Annotated in this window: 21 protein-coding genes, 1 tRNA gene and 1 pseudogene; 20 read left to right on the top strand and 3 right to left on the bottom strand. The window is 32.7% G+C overall.

What is annotated here, in order from left to right:
- The first annotated feature begins 69 nt into the window (after positions 1-69).
- Positions 70-879 carry a hypothetical protein gene (locus AAGU07_RS13595; protein ID WP_342459643.1) on the top strand — a complete coding sequence of 270 codons (810 nt, stop codon included), beginning with the start codon at positions 70-72 and terminating at the stop codon, positions 877-879.
- Between the two features lie 63 nt (positions 880-942).
- Here AAGU07_RS13595 and AAGU07_RS13590 read toward each other — a convergent pair whose 3' ends face one another.
- Entirely contained in the window at positions 943-1,800 is an 858-nt protein-coding gene (locus tag AAGU07_RS13590; protein ID WP_342459642.1) for a ribose-phosphate diphosphokinase, read from the bottom strand.
- An 849-nt stretch (positions 1,801-2,649) separates the two neighbouring features.
- On the opposite strand from AAGU07_RS13590, the gene hypA reads away from it, so the two are divergent.
- The 3 genes from hypA to AAGU07_RS13575 are packed head-to-tail and all read left to right on the top strand — an operon-like array spanning position 2,650 to position 4,729.
- Positions 2,650-3,030, top strand: a complete 381-nt coding sequence (hypA, locus tag AAGU07_RS13585; protein WP_342459641.1) for a hydrogenase maturation nickel metallochaperone HypA — start codon at positions 2,650-2,652, stop codon at positions 3,028-3,030.
- Positions 3,023-3,679 carry a hydrogenase nickel incorporation protein HypB gene (gene hypB / locus AAGU07_RS13580; protein ID WP_342459640.1) on the top strand — a complete coding sequence of 219 codons (657 nt, stop codon included), beginning with the start codon at positions 3,023-3,025 and terminating at the stop codon, positions 3,677-3,679. The genes hypA and hypB overlap by 8 nt, the downstream gene beginning before the upstream one ends.
- 24 nt (positions 3,680-3,703) lie before the next feature.
- The gene (locus AAGU07_RS13575) at positions 3,704-4,729 is read left to right on the top strand and encodes a DUF354 domain-containing protein (protein WP_342459639.1); all 1,026 of its coding nucleotides are present in this window, start codon (positions 3,704-3,706) and stop codon (positions 4,727-4,729) included.
- Positions 4,730-4,877: 148 nt separating this feature from the next.
- Here AAGU07_RS13575 and AAGU07_RS13570 read toward each other — a convergent pair.
- A tRNA-Ala gene (locus AAGU07_RS13570) sits at positions 4,878-4,950 on the bottom strand.
- 249 nt (positions 4,951-5,199) lie between these two features.
- Here AAGU07_RS13570 and AAGU07_RS13565 point away from each other — a divergent pair.
- From AAGU07_RS13565 to AAGU07_RS13540, 6 genes and pseudogenes are all read left to right on the top strand, one after another.
- Positions 5,200-5,691 carry a GNAT family N-acetyltransferase gene (locus AAGU07_RS13565; RefSeq protein ID WP_342459638.1) on the top strand — a complete coding sequence of 164 codons (492 nt, stop codon included), beginning with the start codon at positions 5,200-5,202 and terminating at the stop codon, positions 5,689-5,691.
- 164 nt (positions 5,692-5,855) lie between these two features.
- Positions 5,856-6,933 (top strand): annotated as a pseudogene (locus AAGU07_RS13560) (hypothetical protein).
- Positions 6,934-7,284: 351 nt separating this feature from the next.
- Positions 7,285-8,367, top strand: a complete 1,083-nt coding sequence (locus AAGU07_RS13555) for a hypothetical protein (RefSeq protein WP_342459637.1) — start codon at positions 7,285-7,287, stop codon at positions 8,365-8,367.
- A gap of 26 nt (positions 8,368-8,393) precedes the next feature.
- Entirely contained in the window at positions 8,394-8,867 is a 474-nt protein-coding gene (locus AAGU07_RS13550) for a DUF1890 domain-containing protein (RefSeq protein ID WP_342459636.1), read from the top strand.
- A gap of 42 nt (positions 8,868-8,909) precedes the next feature.
- Positions 8,910-9,212 (top strand): DUF1894 domain-containing protein, encoded by a 303-nt coding sequence (locus tag AAGU07_RS13545; protein ID WP_048080812.1) that lies wholly within the window; start codon positions 8,910-8,912, stop codon positions 9,210-9,212.
- Between the two features lie 291 nt (positions 9,213-9,503).
- Positions 9,504-9,995 carry a hypothetical protein gene (locus AAGU07_RS13540; RefSeq protein ID WP_342459635.1) on the top strand — a complete coding sequence of 164 codons (492 nt, stop codon included), beginning with the start codon at positions 9,504-9,506 and terminating at the stop codon, positions 9,993-9,995.
- A 12-nt stretch (positions 9,996-10,007) separates the two neighbouring features.
- On the opposite strand, the gene AAGU07_RS13535 is transcribed toward AAGU07_RS13540, so the two are convergent.
- A complete protein-coding gene (locus AAGU07_RS13535) occupies positions 10,008-10,313 on the bottom strand; it encodes a carboxymuconolactone decarboxylase family protein (protein ID WP_342459634.1) in 306 nt (101 codons plus the stop codon).
- Positions 10,314-10,428: 115 nt separating this feature from the next.
- Here AAGU07_RS13535 and AAGU07_RS13530 point away from each other — a divergent pair, with 115 nt between their 5' ends.
- The 10 genes from AAGU07_RS13530 to AAGU07_RS13485 all read left to right on the top strand — a co-directional run bounded on the left by AAGU07_RS13530 (position 10,429) and on the right by AAGU07_RS13485 (position 19,277).
- Entirely contained in the window at positions 10,429-10,854 is a 426-nt protein-coding gene (locus AAGU07_RS13530) for a pyridoxamine 5'-phosphate oxidase family protein (RefSeq protein WP_342459633.1), read from the top strand.
- 62 nt (positions 10,855-10,916) lie between these two features.
- Positions 10,917-11,564 (top strand): methyltransferase domain-containing protein, encoded by a 648-nt coding sequence (locus AAGU07_RS13525; RefSeq protein ID WP_342459632.1) that lies wholly within the window; start codon positions 10,917-10,919, stop codon positions 11,562-11,564.
- 85 nt (positions 11,565-11,649) lie between these two features.
- On the top strand, positions 11,650-12,492 hold the full coding sequence (locus tag AAGU07_RS13520; protein ID WP_342459631.1) for an MBL fold metallo-hydrolase: 843 nt from the start codon (positions 11,650-11,652) through the stop codon (positions 12,490-12,492).
- Between the two features lie 50 nt (positions 12,493-12,542).
- Positions 12,543-13,337, top strand: a complete 795-nt coding sequence (locus tag AAGU07_RS13515) for a TetR/AcrR family transcriptional regulator (protein WP_342459630.1) — start codon at positions 12,543-12,545, stop codon at positions 13,335-13,337.
- 340 nt (positions 13,338-13,677) lie between these two features.
- The gene (locus tag AAGU07_RS13510; protein ID WP_342459629.1) at positions 13,678-14,574 is read left to right on the top strand and encodes a class I SAM-dependent methyltransferase; all 897 of its coding nucleotides are present in this window, start codon (positions 13,678-13,680) and stop codon (positions 14,572-14,574) included.
- Positions 14,575-14,608: 34 nt separating this feature from the next.
- Complete coding sequence (locus AAGU07_RS13505; protein ID WP_342459628.1) at positions 14,609-15,499, top strand: class I SAM-dependent methyltransferase; 891 nt, start codon at positions 14,609-14,611, stop codon at positions 15,497-15,499.
- An 82-nt stretch (positions 15,500-15,581) separates the two neighbouring features.
- A complete protein-coding gene (locus tag AAGU07_RS13500; protein WP_342459627.1) occupies positions 15,582-16,265 on the top strand; it encodes an alpha/beta hydrolase in 684 nt (227 codons plus the stop codon).
- A gap of 266 nt (positions 16,266-16,531) precedes the next feature.
- Positions 16,532-17,488: a methionine synthase gene (locus tag AAGU07_RS13495; protein WP_342459626.1), complete on the top strand. Its 957-nt coding sequence runs from the start codon at positions 16,532-16,534 to the stop codon at positions 17,486-17,488.
- Positions 17,489-17,617: 129 nt separating this feature from the next.
- Positions 17,618-18,304, top strand: a complete 687-nt coding sequence (locus AAGU07_RS13490; RefSeq protein WP_342459625.1) for a thymidylate synthase — start codon at positions 17,618-17,620, stop codon at positions 18,302-18,304.
- Positions 18,305-18,347: 43 nt separating this feature from the next.
- Positions 18,348-19,277 (top strand): TDT family transporter, encoded by a 930-nt coding sequence (locus AAGU07_RS13485; protein ID WP_342459624.1) that lies wholly within the window; start codon positions 18,348-18,350, stop codon positions 19,275-19,277.
- The last annotated feature ends 75 nt before the right edge of the window (positions 19,278-19,352 follow it).

Here is a 19,352-nt window from a genome sequence, read left to right as displayed (position 1 = left end):
CAATAATTACAGTTATATTTTTCATATTAAATATAAAATAGATATGAACAAATAGACAAATATTATATTATGGAAAATCATAAAGTAATTTCTTCCAGGGACAACGGCGACTTTGTGATAACGGATTCATTTTTAAAGCTATGTATAAGATTGAAAGAGTTAAAATATGATAAGGGCAGGGCTATTCTGGTTATAGGATCTCCTGGAACTGGTAAATCATCTAATATTTATAAGGCTTTGGAAAAACTTGATTTAAGTTATTATGAACCAGTTTTATTTTTAGACAACACAAAAAAAAGTTCATTAGGTGTTTATAAAGAATTAATAAATGGAATAAAAGAAGATTTTGGCATTGAAAGAAAAGAAGAAATATTTAATAGACTTTCAAACTATGATGTTGTACTGGTAGCAGATAAGATACTTGATTCTGAATCTTTAAATGAAAAAAAGATCGGGCTTGGTGAATGGATTAAAAATAAAGGTTTAAAATCAATTCCATTTTATTTGATCATATTGTTCCAGTACTTGATAAATAAGAGAAAACTGCTTCAAATAAATTTAGTCGTGCACATGACATGGGCCATTGAGATTAGAGGGTATAAATATGATTTAATCACGGATTTCAGTATTTTTTCTAAAATACTTTCTCTGTTTTTAAAGATATTTTTTGATGTGATTGAAATATCTTATTCTGAGGAAGAAACAATAAAAATAGTAAAAAATCATTTTTCATGCATTGATGATGAAAAAATTAAATTTTATATTGAAAAATATGGAAATAAGCCTCGTTATATATTGGATGCCTTAGAAAATAAAACCAGAGGCCACGACGGCCAAAATCATAAGTCTATGGAAACTAGGAATAAACCTGGAAAATGATAAACAATTTCATTGGATTTAATTAGATATTACTTAAAAAAATGAAATTTAAAAAAAATTTAATTATTTTATTGCATCAGCAACAATTTGAGCTACAGAAATCAGGCTCACATCTGATCGCAGGGTATCTGTGGCAATTACATCATCAACATCCGCTGCAAATATTTTAAGCAGTGCATCTTCAACCAGTACTGGGTGAACGCATGATACAATTACCTTTGTTGCGCCATGTTCTTTTAAAATTTTTGAAGCGTTAACTATTGTACCACCAGTGCTTATAATATCGTCAATTATAACAGCTTCCTTCCCTTTAACATCAAGATTTTTTGGTTTTGTTTCTACAACTTCTGGAGATAACCTTGTTTTCTCAAGATAATCATATTCACAACCAAGAATTTCAGCAATTTCCCGGGCAAATCCAAGTGCACCTTTATCTGGTGCAACAATTACGGGGTCGTTAATGGTTTCTTTAATATGATCTGCTATTGGTTTCATTGCAGATAAGTTATGTACTGGGATCTGGAAGAATTCCCTGATATTGTCTTCATGTAAATTTATACAGAATATTTCATCAGCACCTGCAGCTTCAAGTAAATTTGCAATTATAACAGCTGAAACGGCTTCTCCACTTTTAAAGCGCCTTTCTTGTCTTCCGTATCCAAAATAAGGAATTACAACTTTTATTTTTTTAACGCCCATACTCTTTAAATTTTTAAGAATTAAAAAAAGTTCTATTAAATTTTCATCCTGAGGATAACCTGTTGATTGGACAACAGTTACTTCTTCATCCACTTGTCCTTTTATACGGACATATCGTTCGCCATCTGGGAATCTTTTGGTTTCTATTGGGATTAAGGGACATTCAAGTTCTTTCGCGATCTTTGCAGCTAATTTTTGTGAAGCGGATCCACCTATAATCATTAAAATCACCTATACTTTATAGATATAATCAATTAATTTATTTAACTTTATATTTTAAGAGAATTACTTAATTATATGTTTACAATGAGTATTAAAACCAATCTATGAATTAACTTATAGTTAAAATTGGCATATAATCTACTTAGATTATTCATTAAGAACTTATTTAATTACATTTGCATGGATGTAAAACTAAATTAATTTATAAATACAATTAAAATTTATTTGTAGTTTAATATAATCGGTTAAACCAATCCATAAATGAACTTAAATTGGCATATAATCTACTTAAATTTTCCATTAATAGAATTATTTTAGGGATGTAAAGTCAAATTAATTTATTAATACAATTAAAATTTAGTTGTAGTTTAGTATAACCGGTTAAACCAACCTGTAAATGAACTTATTAAATTGACGTATAATATAATCTACTTAAATATATTTGCAGGGATGTTAAGTCAAATTAATTTATAAATACAATTAAAATTCAACCGTATTTCATTATTATAACTGGTTAATTTATTTATATTTCTATTTTAAAGATGAAATTATTTATTTATATGTTTATGTGGATGTAAAACTTTTAATATTATGAAATTAACCTATTATGTAATTGAAATTAGAATTTTAATTATTTAGTAGAGTTCATAATCGTAATGAAGTTAACTATTCTATATTTTGCTAACTTTATTAATAAGTATTTTATACATATAGTTCTATAAGATAAGAAATTATATGTAAATTGAATTCAGTTCTATGAAATAATTGAATGGTAACATTTTTAATCATATAACGATTGATTAATAAATTTTTTATTAAGTACTATACTTTGAAGGATGGTGTATTAGAATGCATGAACTTTCAATGGCTGATGCCATAGTAAAGACTGCAATTGATGTTGCAGAGAAAAATGACGCTCAGGAAATTACTGAAGTAACCATAGAAGTTGGAAAACTTGCCATGCTTAATCCAGAACAGCTTAAGTTTATGATTGAAGTATTAAGTGAAGATACTCTTCTTGAGAATGCTGAAGTTATAGTTAACGAAATTCCGATTGAGATAAAATGCAGATCCTGTGACTTTGAAGGACTGGCTGTTTCAGATGATTCAGATCATTATGTACCAATTGTTACCTGTCCTGAATGTGAAGAACGGAATGTTGAAATAATTAAAGGAAGAGAATGTAACGTTAAAACTATTAAAATAGAGAAGGAGGATGAAGATGCATAAAATAGCTGAAGTAGAAATACAACATGATATCATGGTTGCAAATAAGAAACTTGCCAAAAGAAATCAGAAAATATTCGATAAAGCAGGCGTATTTGCAGTTGATTTTTTAGGGGCAATAGGCTCTGGAAAGACATCACTTATAGAAGCGCTCATAGAAAAAATGGATTACAAAATAGGTGTCATAGCAGGTGACGTAATAAGCAGGTTCGACGCCGGAAGAATTGAAAAACACGATGTGCCTGTTGTAGGGCTTAACACTGGAAAAGAATGTCATTTAGATGCTCATCTTGTAGAACATGCTCTTCATGACCTTCCACTTGATGATATGGAATTACTTTTCATAGAAAATGTTGGAAACCTTATCTGCCCGGTTGATTTTGACCTTGGATCCCATATAAGGATGGTTGTAATAAGTGTGAGCGAAGGGGACGATACAGCTGAAAAGCATCCTCTGATCTTTAAGGATGCGGATATTGTGGTTATTAATAAAGTCGATATTGCAGAAGCGGTAGGTGCTGACGAAAACAAAATGGTTAATGATGTTTTAGAGCTTAATCCTGATGCGATAGTCATAAAAAGTAGTCTCAAGACTGGTAAAGGGCTGGATGAGATTATACAAAGCATCCAGAAATTTATGGATGAAGCCTAACTGGGGCCAATAGCAGGTGATGTATTGAAAGTTTGGATTGATTTAGTAAATGCGCCGCATGTGAGATTTTTTAAGAGTATAATTGATTATTTGAAAAATGAAGGGGAAGAGGTTTTTATAACAACTCGTAAATTTGGAGATATACATAAACTCCTTGACCTTTTTGAAATAGAGTACACATCGGTTGGAAAACATGGAGTTACATTATCACAAAAACTTGAAGAAAGTACAAAAAGAGCTTATGAGCTTTCAAAACTAATTGCAAAAGAAAAACCCGATGTGGCAGTGTCAAAACACTCAATTGAGCTTCCAAGAGTTGCATTTGGTTTAGGAATACCAAGTGTTTTCGTTTTAGATAATGAACATGCTATAGCTGCAAATAAGCTTACATTATCCCTTTGTGATAAAATAGTAATCCCTAAAGCGATTGATGTGTGGGATGTTCTTAAAACAGGTGCTGATCCAAACAGTTTAATCAGGTATACTGGTACTTCTGAACTTACTCATTTTAAAGACTTTAAATATAATGAAAATATCTTTGATGATCTGGAATTAAATTTAAAGAAAGAAAAAACAATTTTAATGAGAACTGAGCCTGCTCTTGCATCTTATTTGGATGCAGATTGTAAAACATCTGTTTTATCACCAATTGTGGATGCATTAAAAGACCATGCGAATATACTGGTGATCCCGCGATTTAAAGAACAGCAGCAGATATTTGAAAACGATCCTGACGTCACTTTAATAGAACCTCCTGTAGATACCTTCAGCCTCATGAAAAAATGCGATCTTGTAATCGGCGCTGGGGGAACGATGAACAGGGAAGCTGTACTTTTAGGCACTCCGGTTATTTCATGTTACCCTGGAAAATTATTATCTGTGGATAAATATTATGTAGATAACGGCTTTATGAAGAGATCTACAAATGTAGACGAAATTATAGATATTGCATTTGAATTGTTATCGGATGGCCGGAACGTAAAAGAAATAAAAACAGAGGATCTATTTAATCTGGTTGTAGATCATATTTACAGGTCTGCAAATGGTTAAAATAATTAATTAATTTTTAAAATTTCTTATTTTCTATTTTTGTGCAGTTTTTAAATTTTTAAGTATAAAAAATGTAATGTAGTCTGTTTAATTGATAATAGGCATAAAAACAGCTTTGATCAGAATTTGTATTTTTAAATTATAAAAATGGACTGGCCGGGATTTGAACCCGGGGCCTCCGCCATGCCAAGGCGACACTCTACCACCTGAGCTACCAGCCCTTATTTAAACTTGATATTATAAAATATAACATCGAGGTATATTAACAATTCGACATCATGATATTTAAACCTAATGTTGTCTGTGTTCATTTTGGCGGCATATTTATGATTTCATTGTATGTCAATTAGTTTAAGAAATCTATGGATTTTAATCTATTAAAAGATTTAATAGTTAATAATTAATATTTACGATGCATTCATGTCATGAATGTTTAGTACTTATTTTAAAAATGTGATGGAGCTTAAAATATGGAAGATATTAAAATAAGAAGCACATTAGAAGAAGATTTTGTTGAAATAGCTGATCTGGCAGAAAACTGCGGTCCTATGGAAACTGAAAGGAACTCTATTTATCATATATTTACTAAATTTTTTAGAAGCACATCTTTTGTGGCTGAATTACCCTCTGGAGAATTAGGTGGATTTATTTTAGGATTCATATCTCAGGAAAATCCTGAAGATGTATACATCCATCTCCTATGTGTTGACCCGAAAATGAGGGGCAAACATATTGGAAAGAAACTGGTAGAAAAGTTCGCTGAAGAAGCGGCTTTAAAAGAATGTAAAAAGATCTATTTAATTACAAAGCCGGTAAACTGGAATTCCATATCTTTTTATAAAAAACTGGGATTTCTAGAAGATAAAAGCAGGGAAACCATAAATATTTTGGGTGTAAATGCAGTTAAGAATTATAATGGTATGGGACAGCATATGGTTGTTTTTTATAAATCAATAGGTTAAGCTCCACAAAATTTTTCAGTTAATTTATTAAAATTAATCTAATAATAACAAACTTTAAGATTGGGCAGATCCATATTAAATTTTAATGTTTTTGATGTTATGTATTCTTTTATCAATCAATTAAAATTAAAATAATATCTTCTATGGATCTGGGAGGAGTAGAGTTGGTTTTAATCCCTCAAAATCATTTACAATTCATAATAGAAATAGCACTTATAATGCAAGTTGGAATTATTCTATTGTTTAATTTGGTTCCACTATCTTTGAGTCTCGTACTCTTTGCAGCGCTTGTTTTATCAGTGGGACTTACTTTATTATTTGGGATTGATGCAGTTTCACTTTTGTTTTTATCTTCCACACATGAATTTACTCATCCATATGGTCCAATTGTCCTGTTTACAGTTGTAACTTTACTTGCTTCTCTGCCCATGATGAAAGAAGTAGGTATAATGGTGGCTAATCTGAGGGTATTTGTATTTTTACTTATAGCTATAATCACAATTGCTGGAAGCGTAGTACATAGGGATTTTTTAGCTCTGTGGATTTTAGGGCTTTTGATAGGGTTGTTCATCATATCAAAATCATTCCACAGAAAATCATTTTTTACAGTAAAAAGGGCAGTTGTAGTAGGGGCAGTGGTGATCGCTGCTGTTGGATTCCTTGAATTAATGTTTGGAGTGTTAAATACGGCTGTTTTAAGCCCTCTTTTAAGATTTACCTGGCTTGAAGAAAATTCACTTCCAAGCCTTACTATGGTTTTAAAAAATGCAGTACTGTTTGGCCATGTTCCCGGCTCAAGTTACTGGGGTATAGATGATACTGGGTTTGCCAGCGGTTACATAAGTTTGCCTTATCAATTGATTGCCTTTTTAAGTCTGCCGTTACCAATCTTCTTTGGGGTTTTGTCAAATAAAAGGGACATAATTGATTACTTTTTGCCCGGAATATTCGGATGGACTTTTGATTTTGGATATGCAGGGTTCATATTCCTTTTAATTTTGTGTACTGCTGTAATTTTTGTAGGCTTTAAGATACTTGTTGAATACCGTGAGAAGAGGGAGAACGGTAACAGGAATTATCTTGGAAGGGAAGCTTTACTTATGGGGGCCTTAACTGCATTTTCAGCCCGCCATAATAGGATTATTCTTACAAAATAGGTCTATAAATGGGTTGGCACTTGTAACTTTCATATTCTTAGGTTCAATGGTTATAGGCCATGTTGTAATTGTAAAAAGAATGTAAAAAAAGTGTATTTAATTAAATCATAAAACTGGAATTCTATATCTTTTCATGATTTAGATTTTAAAGATAAAAGTCAAAATAATGTAAACATTATAGATAACTGCGTTAATAAAATATATTAGTATAAACAAAATATGGTTGTTTTTAATAAATTAATAAAATGAACTGTCCAAAAAACTTTTAAATGAGTTTATGTATAGTTGAGTCAATATATACAAAAGTAAAATTTGAGATTAAGAAGGTTTAAGAGTTAAATTTTTCTAATAATATGGAAATAATTTCATCAAATTAAATTATATCATACTCAAAATAATAGAATAGTAAGTCCCTTAGGGGGCTGGAGGAATAGAATTGGTTTTAATCGCTCAAAATCATTTACAATTCATAATAGAAGTAGGACTTATAATACAAATAGGAATCATATTACTGCTTAATATAGTTCCAATATCTTTGAGTCTCGTGCTTTTTGCAACGCTTATTTTGGCAGTAGGACTTGCCTTGCTGTTTGGTGTTGATGCTGGGCTTTTATTTGTGTCATATGCTCATGAATTCAGTATTCCCTATGGTCCAATCGCATTATTTGCCGTTGTAACTTTACTTGCTGCTTTACCAATGATGAAAGAAGTAGGTATAAGGGTGGCTAATCTAAGAATATTTATATTTATGGTTATAGGCGCAATTGCAATTGCTGGAAGCGTAGTGCATAGGGTTTTTTTAGTTCTGTGGATTTTAGGACTTTTAATAGGTTTATTTATTATTTCAAAGTCTTTCCGCCAGAAATCATTCCTTACAGTTAAAAGGGTAATTGCAGTGGTAGGAGTAGTAGTTGTAAGTTTTGGAGCTCTCCAGTTATTAGCTGATGCATTAAATATGTCGGTATTAAGCCCTCTTTTAAGATTCAGCAGGCTTGAAGAGAATGCTCTCCCAAGTATTACGATGGTTTTAAAGAATTCAGCGCTTTTAGGCCATGTTCAGGGTTCAAGTTACTGGGGTTCAGCCGATACTGGATTTGCCAGTGGTTATGTGAGTTTACCTTTAACCTTGATTACGATGCTTACTTTGCCATTTCCAGTATTTTACGGAGTTTTGGTAAGTAAAAAGGACGTAATAGATTATTTCTTGCCTGGAACATTTGGTTTTACATTTGATTTCGGTTATCTTGGGCTTATATGTCTTTTAATATACTGTGCAGGCGTGATTTTTGTAGGGTTCAAAATACTGTCTGCATACCGTGAGAAGAGGGAGAACGGTAACAGGAATTATCTTGGAAGGGAAGCTTTGCTTATAGGAGCGCTCACTGCATTTTCAACCCAGGCAATAATGGGGCTGTTTTTCTCTAACAGGGATATAAATGGAATGGCACTTTTAACATTCATGCTTATGGGTGCACTGGTTTTGGGCCATGTGGTGATGGTGAAAAGAACCACCCGTTAAAATTGAAATAGGATAGGAGGAAAAAAATGAAAAAAGCCTTGATATTATTAGGATGCCCTGAATCACCTTCTCAAACTCCAATGGCTGTTTATGTTACATATAAACTTAAAAAAATGGGATACGAAGTTACAACAGCAAGTACTCCTTCTGCAATGAAACTGCTGGAAGTGGGAGATCCTGAGGAGTTATATATTCAAAATAAAGTAGATATCGATTCATGTATTGAAAAACTGGACAAAGGCACTTTTGATCTTCTTGTTGGGTTTATTCACAAAGATGCAGCTGTTTCCTACTTTGTAACTTTTTATAGTATACTTGATACAAAATCTATAGCTATAGTTTTTGAAAAAGATGCGGATAAGCTTGCTGAATTTATAGATACTGTTTCAGAAAGTACAGATGCAGAAATTGTATCTGCGAGGGCTTACCACAATCCGACTCCACTCCGGGTGAAATTTGATAAAACCATCAAAAAGCTTGAAGAATCCAATGCTCTTTGAATTTAAAATTTAATAAGAATTAATCAATCTTAGGGGGATTTTATGTTCTGCCTTGAAACATATTTGCAAGAATCTGAAGATTATAAAGTATTAATAGCCAGAACAGGTTTTAAAGAAGCTATCGAAGTTATTAAAGAAAATGCTCTTGAAATAATCTACGTTAATCCTGGAGATAAGGTTTTAGGTGCTAGAATTATTGGAATACCTCCAATATCTGTAGGCATCAATGAAAAAAAAGGTACTGTACTGTTTCCTTATACGAAACCTTGCCATGGAACTGCAGTAGTTGAAATACCTGTTGGTCAAGAAGAAATAGACAATGTAAAGAAGTTAAATATTAAATAATGCTTCTTTAGCATTAATATTTTATTTAAATCAACAAACTATTTTTTTTAAATTATTTAGTTTTATTATACCTTAATTTTTATAAAAATTCATCAATTTTTCTAATTATCATTTTGTTGTACTTTTTATAGACTAACTGCATAATTTATGAGATATATTGCATCAAAAAAAAACCACATATTTTATGGCATATCACCAACAAAATTATTACCATCGAAGAGTCAGGTTGAAGGAAAATCTCCGATTTTTCTGAACCCCAAAAAAATTTTTAATTTTTTTGGAGGTGATATTATGAAATTTGATGATATACCTGCGGAATTAAGGTGGAAAATTGCAACAAAGACATTTAAAAACTTATTTTTAGGTTATGGTGCGGCATTCAGGCAAATACTGGACGAAAAAACTGTTAAAAATGTAGAAGAAATGGTCTGGATTGAAAGAGGTAAAGAAGTAAAAAAAATTGCTGATATTTTGAAATTACCTTCAAAAAATGCAATAGATATCAGCAACAGTTTGAAAATTGTGGGAATGATAATTATGGGAAAAAAGGAACATGAAGTTCAAGATGCAGCCAGTGAACTTGTTATAGATCACTTTACTACCTGTCCAAACTTCAATGCTCATGCAGAGATGTACATCCCTGTTGTTAGCATGCCTGATCTTTGTCAAGCTTACTGCACCAGCGCTGTCGAGTCCCTTAACCCTGAATATACTCAAATCTTTACCAAAAGAATGTGTGCTGGTGATAATTACTGCGAGAGTATCATTGGGTTGAAAAAATAAGGATTATTTAATTCAATCATCATCAAGAAGGAATGATGCAAAAGTTAAACCTGATCCAAGACGAACCTGGCCTGCAACTGCACCTGCTTCGAGAAGCTCTTCCATACTTGCACCAGCTGCCAAAGCGCTTTTTTTATGGGCTTTTACACAGTGTTCGCATTTGAGAGCTACTGCACATGCTAGCGCTATTATTGATTTTTCCTTTGAAGATAATGCTCCATCTTTCATTATTTGCGCGGCTAAATTCTGGAATGCATCATTTAATTCATCACTTACTGCTTCTGTAAATCTGTATGGTCTTGGCTTTTGTTCTTTCATTTTATTACTCCTCAATTTATTGATTTTTCCTGTAAATATAACATATTTTATATATTCATTAAAAAATAAATATAATTACATCTATTTAAACTAATTAAATGGAGGATATGATATTATGGATTTTAAAGACTGCATAAATTTTGCAAATGAAACGCCTGTTTGCTACCTTGCAACAACTGAAGGGGACCAGCCTAGAGTTAGAGCACTTGGTTTCTGGTTTGCTGATGAAAATGGATTTTACTTCCAGATTGGAGGTATGAAAGATATGTACGGACAGCTTCAAGCAAATCCTAAAGTAGAGGCATGTTTCTGGCAGCCAGACGAGGCGACAGGAAAAATGATGAGGGTAGCTGGTGAAATAGAATTTGTTGATGACCCTGATCTTAAAAAAAAGGTTTTGGAAGATAGGCCATTCCTTAAGGAATTTGGTATGACATTTAACAGTCCGGGTCTTATAATTTTCCGCATTGCCAAAGGTGAAGCCTATTTCTGGACAATGCAGACCAATTTTGAGCCTAAAAAGTTCATCAATTTCGGCTAGACAAAATATGCATTCTTTTCTTTTTTTAATTGGAAGTATTCTTTGTAATAAGAGGGGTTTCTTTGGCGGAAGAATTCATTAAATTTTGGGCAGAATTATCAAATAGATACGATTCAGCTATAGATAATATCATGGGAGAAAAAATAAGGCCAAAAATACAGGAAAAGTTAAATGAAGAAGACAATTTAGGAAATCTAATTGAACTTGGCTGTGGCACAGGTTATTTCACAAAAACACTGGCAAATAAGTCAGAAAGCATTATTTCAACTGATATTTCAGAGGAAATGCTGTCAATTGCTAGAGAAAACCTGAAAGGATTTGAATTTCAGGTTATGGACTGCCAGGATTGTAAATTCAATGAAGGAACATTTGATACTGTATTTATGGGTTTGGTTCTTCTCTTTACTGAACCTGAAAAAGCTCTTAAAGAGAGCCGCCGAATTTTAAAACCTGGAGGTTTACTTATAATAGCAGGCCCTGACATTTCTTTTCTATCCTTTTATGGAAACTTAAAGTTCAGGTTTAAAGCACTTGTAAATTATCGTAAGATCCCAACTACTGGTCATTTTTTAAATCAAGAAAAGATAGTGGATATGCTGGATAAGACTGGATTTGAAGTGGTCAGCAAGGAAATTATTCGTGATGAAACGGACCCTAACTATGTTACAGTTAATTATATTAAAGCAAAACCTGGAAACGAAAAATATTAATATTTTCTGTAAAAGTTGAATTTTATGCGGTTTAAAAGTATATAATATTACACTTGATGCAGATTATTTAGATTGGAGACTTGAGATGAAAATAACTGTTTTGACTGAAAATACCAAGCTAAAAAATTCTGATTTAATTGCAGAACATGGGATCTCATTATTTATTGAAAAAAATGGCTATAAAATTCTTTTTGATACTGGAGGCCCTCAAGAAAGCGCAATAGAAAATGCGTCAAGATTAGGCATTGATCTACGGAAAGTGGATGCTGTAATCATTTCTCATGGACATGACGATCATACTGGAGGACTTCTAAAATTTTTCCAGATTAACGATAAAGCACCAGTTTACCTTAAAAAGGAAGCTTTAGGTTCCTATTATTCTAAACGTCCTGAGGGTGAAAAATACATTGGTATCGATAGCGAAATAGTCGAAAAATATGCAGAAAGATTATATTTCATTGACAAAACTGTAGAAATAGCCAAAAACATGTTTATAGTGCCTAATATCCATAAAGAGTTTCCAGTTCCTTACAGTAATCATGTTTTATTTGAAAAAGTAAATGAAAAACTTATAAAAGATGATTTTAAACATGAATTATTCATGATTATAGAAAATAGTAATGGTTTAACTGTTTTTACAGGATGTGGGCACAGCGGGATCAAAAATATTATAAATACTGCTAAAAAAGTTTTTCCTCATAAAAAGATAGGCACTGTACTTGGAGGGTTCCATCTCCAGGCTGGAGCCCGTACATTTGAGACGGCTAAAAAAGAAGAAATTGAAGAAATAGCGGAGTGGTTAAAATTGGAAGCTGCAGGACAAATTTACACGGGTCATTGTACTGGAGAACGCGGATTTAATATAATGAAACCAATTTTAAGCGGTAAGTTAAAAAGCATTTATACTGGGATGGAAATTACTTTATAAATTAAATGTAAACTTAATATTGATTACATTAATTACAGGTGAAAAAAACAATGTCACTCATAGCCAGGAAAGAATTAGAAAAGGAACAGCGAAGAAATGATATATTAAACGCAGCAGAGAAATTATTCTTTTCTAAAGGTTATGAAAACGTTTCTTTAAAGGATATAGCTAAAGAAGTGAAATTAGGCAGATCTACCCTTTACCTATACTTTGAAAACAAAGAAGAACTATTTTTTGCGATTGTCCTTCGCGGAACCAGAATATTGTATAAAATGATCACTGATGAAGTAAAGAAAGGAAAAAATAGTTTTTCAAAACTTGCAGGATTTAGAAAGGCATATTATGACTTTGCTAAAGAATATTCTGATTATTTAAGGGCTTATAATTATTTATTATCTGGAAGGTTTGATTTAGATAACATTGAACCTGCAGAATATAAAATATTTCCTTCTTCTGACAGTAAGCTCTATCCTGAATATAAGAAGAAATTTGAAGAAATATATATAAAAAATTTAGAAAAAGGCATTGTACCTGATTTTCCAATACCAAAATTCACAATCAGTGAATATCTAAATGAGATCCTTGTTTTGCGCCGTGAGATGTTGAATATATTTCGTAATGCAGTAGAACAGGGTAAAAAAGAAAGAATAATCAGGTCTGACGTCAATTCAGTCGAAGTGACTGTTCTGCAAACTTTAATTGCAAATAGTATTGATAATTTACCTCCAGACCTTAAAGATTTACTTGAAAGCCAGAATATTAGCCATGAAGAATTTTTAAGGGATGTTGGAGAACTAATGGGCAATATGATTAGTAACAGAAGTAATGTAAATAAAAATGGTTAATTTTGTTATTTGATTTATTATTTATTTCATGTATATGTTATATTGTATATAAATCAGTTATATTTTTTTAATAACTTATTTCAAGGTTTATGTACCTATTTTCTTAAATTTAGGCATGATTTAATTATATTTAATTTTTAAACTGAGTTATAACAATATTTTTAATTTTACTATTTCATTTTTTGTTAACTCTTTTATCAAAAACTTTAAATATTCCATGACACAACGTCATTAAATGACGCTACGTCACTGACATGGTGTCATCGAATAAATAAGCAGATTATCAAAAATTGTTATCAAGCATGTTTTTCGAAAATAGCTTGTAATATAGGAGTAAAAAATGCCTGAAAATAATGTTGGAGTAAATATGAAAAACCCCAGTAAAACGGCTGAGACAATAGCCATGGTAAGGATGAGTGAATCTAAAAAACCTGAAGATGAACGCGTTTGTTATGATCCGTATGCTATTCACTTTATTAGTCGGGAAGTGCTGGATTTTGCGGTTCATAACCCTAAAAAGTATAAAGCATTCGTAGCTCGAAATGAACGTTTAGTTCCAGGAGCCAGTAACTCAATTGTGGCTAGAGTGAGATTTTTTGATGATATTGTGAATTCGTCCATCAATGACGGCATTGAACAACTTGTCATACTCGGAGCGGGATATGATACCCGAGCATACCGGATTGAAGGACTGGATAAGGTTAAAGTGTTCGAAATAGACCATCCAGCCACCCAAAGTATAAAAATTGAGAAGATCACTGAGATTTTTGGTTCACTTCCTGATTATGTAACATATATTCCAATGGACATTGAATTGGATAAGTTCAGCCACCAACTTCTGGAAAGTGGATATAATAAGTCTCTGAAAACTCTTTTTATTATGGAAGGGCTTTTAATGTATCTTTCTCATGAGATCGTGGATGAAATACTATCTTTCATAGTCTATAATTCAGGCAAAGGCAGTGCCATAATTTTTGATTACATTCCATTATCTGTGGTTGATGGTACATGCAAACTTGAAGAAGGGCAGAACTGGCGAAATGGAGTTATGGCGGTTGGGGAGCCTTTTCTTTTTGGTATTAATAATGGAGAAATTCAATCATTTCTAGTTCAAAGAGGATTCAAGAATGTTAGGAACATAACTAGCGAAGACTATAAAAAAGCCTATTTCCATGGGAAAAATAAGGATAGAACGGTCAATAGTTTATCATCATTCGTCCATGCGGTGATTGAATAGAATGAGGCTTAAATTTTAAAAAAGAGGTTATTAAATGTCTGAAAATAATGTTAATAGAGAAAACCCCAGCAAAATGGCTGAGGGAATGGCAATGCAGAGGTTTGGTGAATCTGTAAAGCCTGAAGATGAAAGAATCTGTTATGATCCTTATGCTGTACATTTCATCAGTCCCGAAATAATAAAATTTGGAAGAGAACACCCAAAAGAAGCTAAAGTGAAAGTAGAACAAATGGAAAAACTTTTTCCAGGACTCAGCAGTTCTATAATGGCTAGAGTTAGATATTTCGATGATTTTACTAAAAAATCTATTGAAGAAGGAATTGAACAGGTTGTTATAATGGGTGCAGGATATGATACACGAGCATATAGAATTGAGGAATTAAAGGATATAAAAGTGTTTGAAGTCGACCATCCGGGTACTCAGAGCTTTAAAATTCAAAAAATAGGCGAAATTTTTGGTTCTCTTCCTGATCATGTTGTTTATGTCCCTGTTGATTTTGAAAAGGATACATTGGGTCAAAAATTATTGGATAATGGATATGATAGTTCAAAAAAGACGCTTTTTATTATGGAAGGGCTTATAATGTACATTCCTCCTAAGGCTGTAGCTAAAACTCTTTTATTTATTGTAGAAAATTCAGGTAAAGGTAGTCATGTTATTTTTGATTATTACCCTGAATCTGTAGTTGATGGAACCTGTAAATTAGAAATAGGGACAAATATCCGAAATCATGTAGCAGAACAGGGAGAACCGCTCCAATTTGGAATTAAAGAAGAAAAGATCGAAGACTTTCTTACAGAATTTGGATTTTCAAGGGTTCAAAATGTAACTAGTGAAGATTACAAAGACTTGTATTTCCACGGTAAAAATGAAAATAGAGATGTTTGCGAACTTTTATACTTTGCACACGCTCTGGTTAAATAAATAAAGGAGGAATTAAATGCCAGTAGAAAAAGTAGGAAATATAAATATGTATTATGAGATACGTGGTGAAGGTGAGCCGTTGGTGTTAATTCATGGGGCGGGCCTTGAAACCAGTACAGTAGGTCATTTGATACAGATGTTTACTTCAAAATATAAAGTTGTGAGTATTGATAATCGAGGTGTTGGTAGAACCGACAAGCCTGATGAACCATACTCTATCGAAATGTTGGCTGAAGACACTGTGGGACTCTTGAATTCCATTGGAATAAAGAAAGCTCATTTTATTGGTAGTTCTATGGGAGGTCGAATTGCACAGGTGATAGCTGTTAAATATCCTGAAATGGTGAAAGGTTTGATATTAACTTCTACAGCGGCTCGTGTTTCTCCTTCAATGAAGATTGAGCTTGAAATCGCATTGAAGACACCTGAATTGTGGGAAGAACTGGTCAAGGAAAGTGCAGTACTTTTTACACAAGTGTATCCTCCAACCAGAGAATCATTTTATAGACAGTTTGTTGCCACGGTAGAATTTGATGGTAAGGGCCAGTTGAGCAAAATTAAAGCTCCTACACTTATAATAAACGGTACAAAAGATCATACTATTTCCATGGGGTGTACAGAAGAGTTAGTAAAAGAAATACCTAATTCAAAACTGATTCTTGTGGAAGGAGACCATTTATTTGCGGCGGTAAACCTGGATTTGTTAGTCAAACCTGCTCTTGAATTTTTTGGGGAAGTTGACGCTAAATCGGCTTTAAAAGCTTAAGAATCTGTTATTTGTGTAAAATTAGTTTTTTATCTACTTTAAACAACTATGGCTATTATTTTATGTGATGAATAAATAGACACATTTTTTATTTTTTTCTTTTATTCTATGTTTTAAAAGACCTTAAACCAATGCCTGGACAAAACAATTAAAATAATCAAATTGTTGCAACATATTATCATATGATTTTTATACCACTTAAACCATATGTGAATTATATAAAAGTTTAGATTAAAAAATTAATAATTTAACATTTGAGGCCAATTATGTTAACTACAGTCGTTGGGAGTTATCCCCCCTTACTAAAAAACCCATCATCACTTTCAGATAAGATTTTTAATGCTTTTGGAAATTATGATGCATATAAACCCGCCATAGAGCTTGCAGTAAAGGATCAAATCGATGCAGGTATTGATATAATATCCGATGGGCAGGTAAGGGAGGGGATGGTGGAAATTTTCGCCAGTTCTATCTATGGAATGGCTGTTGAGGATAACACTCCTAAAATTGTGGGAAAAATAATGCCTTCACCTAAATCAGTATGTGCAAAAGACCTTAAATTTGCTATAAAAATAGCAGAGGGAATTTCAAAGGAATATGGCCAGAAACCTAAAAAAACCATTGAGGGCAGTGTTAAAGGAGTTAAAGGAATAATAACAGGCCCTTCTACACTTGTTTTTTCATCCAGAATTGAAGATTATTATGATAAAAAAGAAGATGCAGTCATAGATTTAGCATATGCTTTAAAAAAAGAAGCAGAACATCTTGAAAATGCAGGTGCTGTAGTTGTGCAGATAGATGAACCTTTTATTTCTACTGGAGTTGTGGACATTAACGTTGCAAAGAAAGCTGTGGGGATTATAGCAGATGGTTTATCTGTACCAGTAGCCATGCATGTATGTGGTGAAGTGGTGGATATATTTGATGAACTTTTAAAATTCTCGGTGGACATCGTGGACTGTGAATTTGCAGGTATCGAGGGCAACATCAACGCCCTTGAAAATGTGAATCTCCGCGGGAAAAAAATAGGGTTCGGGTGTCTGGATAATAAAACGGACAGAATTGAAAGTAAGGAAGAAGTGGAAAACCTGATAAAAAAAGGTATAGATCTTATAGGTGCTGAAAACATGATTGCCGACCCTGACTGTGGAATGAGGCTGAGGTCAAGAGAGGCAGCATTTTCTAAACTTAAAGTAATGGCAGAAGTCGCAAAGGAATTTTAATTTTGATAATTGTAGCGTCCCTTGAATTTATTTAATTTTATAAATTATAATACAGACGCGGGTTAAATATTCAAAAAGCATTAAATTTATAACAGTTTAATAAAAACTTAGTTCAACGGAGAATATAACATGTCATTTCAAATTGAAGTCAATCAGATAGCAGACGGCTGGGAAACACTTGTAAAGAAAATTATGGAAGAAGGTAAAGAAATAAATGATGAAAGGGGCTCATTAACTAAAGAAGTTTTGAATACCCTTGTTACAATAAAAAATCCCCTTGGAAACCAGAAATCTAAAAACAATAATGAAAATGACATGTTTGAGAACATAAAAATACCAACCGGTTATTTTTGGAGAGGGGAAAAACTTAAAATTTATTCGAAGCAGTTTATAAGTGATGATAAGCAGGGATTTGTTTATACTTACGGTAACCGTCTGAGGGCACACTTTGAGGGCATTGATCAGATTCAGGTGGCCATTGACAGGCTTAAAAACTGTACTGAATCAAGGAGATCAATTTCTGTAACATGGGACCCGACTACTGATACAAAAGTCGATGAAGTACCGTGCATGATCCTTGTAGATCTCAAAATAAGGGATGGAAAACTTTATACAACTGGTTTATGGAGGTCACACGATATCTACGGTGCCTGGTTCCCCAATGCAGTAGGTTTAACTTATTTAACAAAGTATGCTGCTGATCAGCTCGGTGTAGAAGTAGGGGAGATATCCATCCATTCCATAAGTGCCCACATATACGAAGTTAATTTTGATGATGCTAAGAAGACTTTAAGCATGCAGATGTTTGGTTTATAGTGAATTAACGGTTAATTTTATTTATTTTTTAAATGGTTAGATTATGAAAGATTTGATGGACAAAATTTCTGTACCGATATCTGGTTTAATGCTGGGTCTAGCGGAAGCAGGAAATCTGGTATCTTCTCAAGAAATTGCACTTAAAATTATATTTGGAGTTATATCTGCGCTAATTTTAGCGTTGATTTTAATAAAAATAGCATCTAATCCTAAGCATCTTAAGGCAGATTTAAATAATCCTGCAGTTGCAGGTGTTGCTTCCACTTTTCCAATGGGGATCATTGTCTTATCAACGTATGTTAATTCATTTTTTCCTTCTACAGCTTATGTTATGTGGATTGTGGGAATTTTAATGCAGTTTGTTATAATAATTCTTTTTACCCGGAAATTTATCTTTGATTTTGATATAAACAAAGTATTTCCCTGTTACTTTGTAGTGTATGTTGGTGTTGCAGTGGGAAGTATAGTTGCGCCGATATTTAACGCTGCGGGCATCGGTAGAGTGTTATTCTACTTTGGATTTGTATCTTATTTGATTTTATTGCCGTTAATGCTTTACAGGGTATTTGTAGTTAAGTCATTTCCAGAACCAGCCATTCCTACATTAACCATTTTTGCAGCACCTTCAAGCATCTGTCTGGCAGGATATTTAAGCTCATTTAATGTGATAAACATGAATATTTTTTGGGGGCTTGTTATTTCGGCGATTGTTATGTTCTTTGCAGTGCTTCTGTACATGCCTAAAATGCTGAAATTAAAGTTTTATCCTAGTTATTCTGCATTTGGATTTCCTTTAGTAATTAGTGCTATTGCCATGCAGTATGCAAATAATTTTTTGGCCAGTATGAATCTGCAAATACCTTTACTGCAGTATGTGGGGTACTTTGAGGAGCTGCTGGCGGTTGTATTTGTTGTTTATGTGCTGGTGCATTACACGAACTTTTTATTTGGAGATTATAGAAACAGTCATTGAATCTCATAAAGCTAAAATATGATGCTCTAGTTAAATAGATTAGATAAATTTTTAACCTCTAATCTGATTTTTACC

This window comes from Methanobacterium sp. (assembly GCF_038562635.1).
Taxonomy (GTDB): Archaea; Methanobacteriota; Methanobacteria; order Methanobacteriales; family Methanobacteriaceae; genus Methanobacterium_D.
The sequence above is the reverse complement of the archived record's forward strand: the minus strand, read 5'-3'. Positions and strand labels throughout refer to the sequence as shown.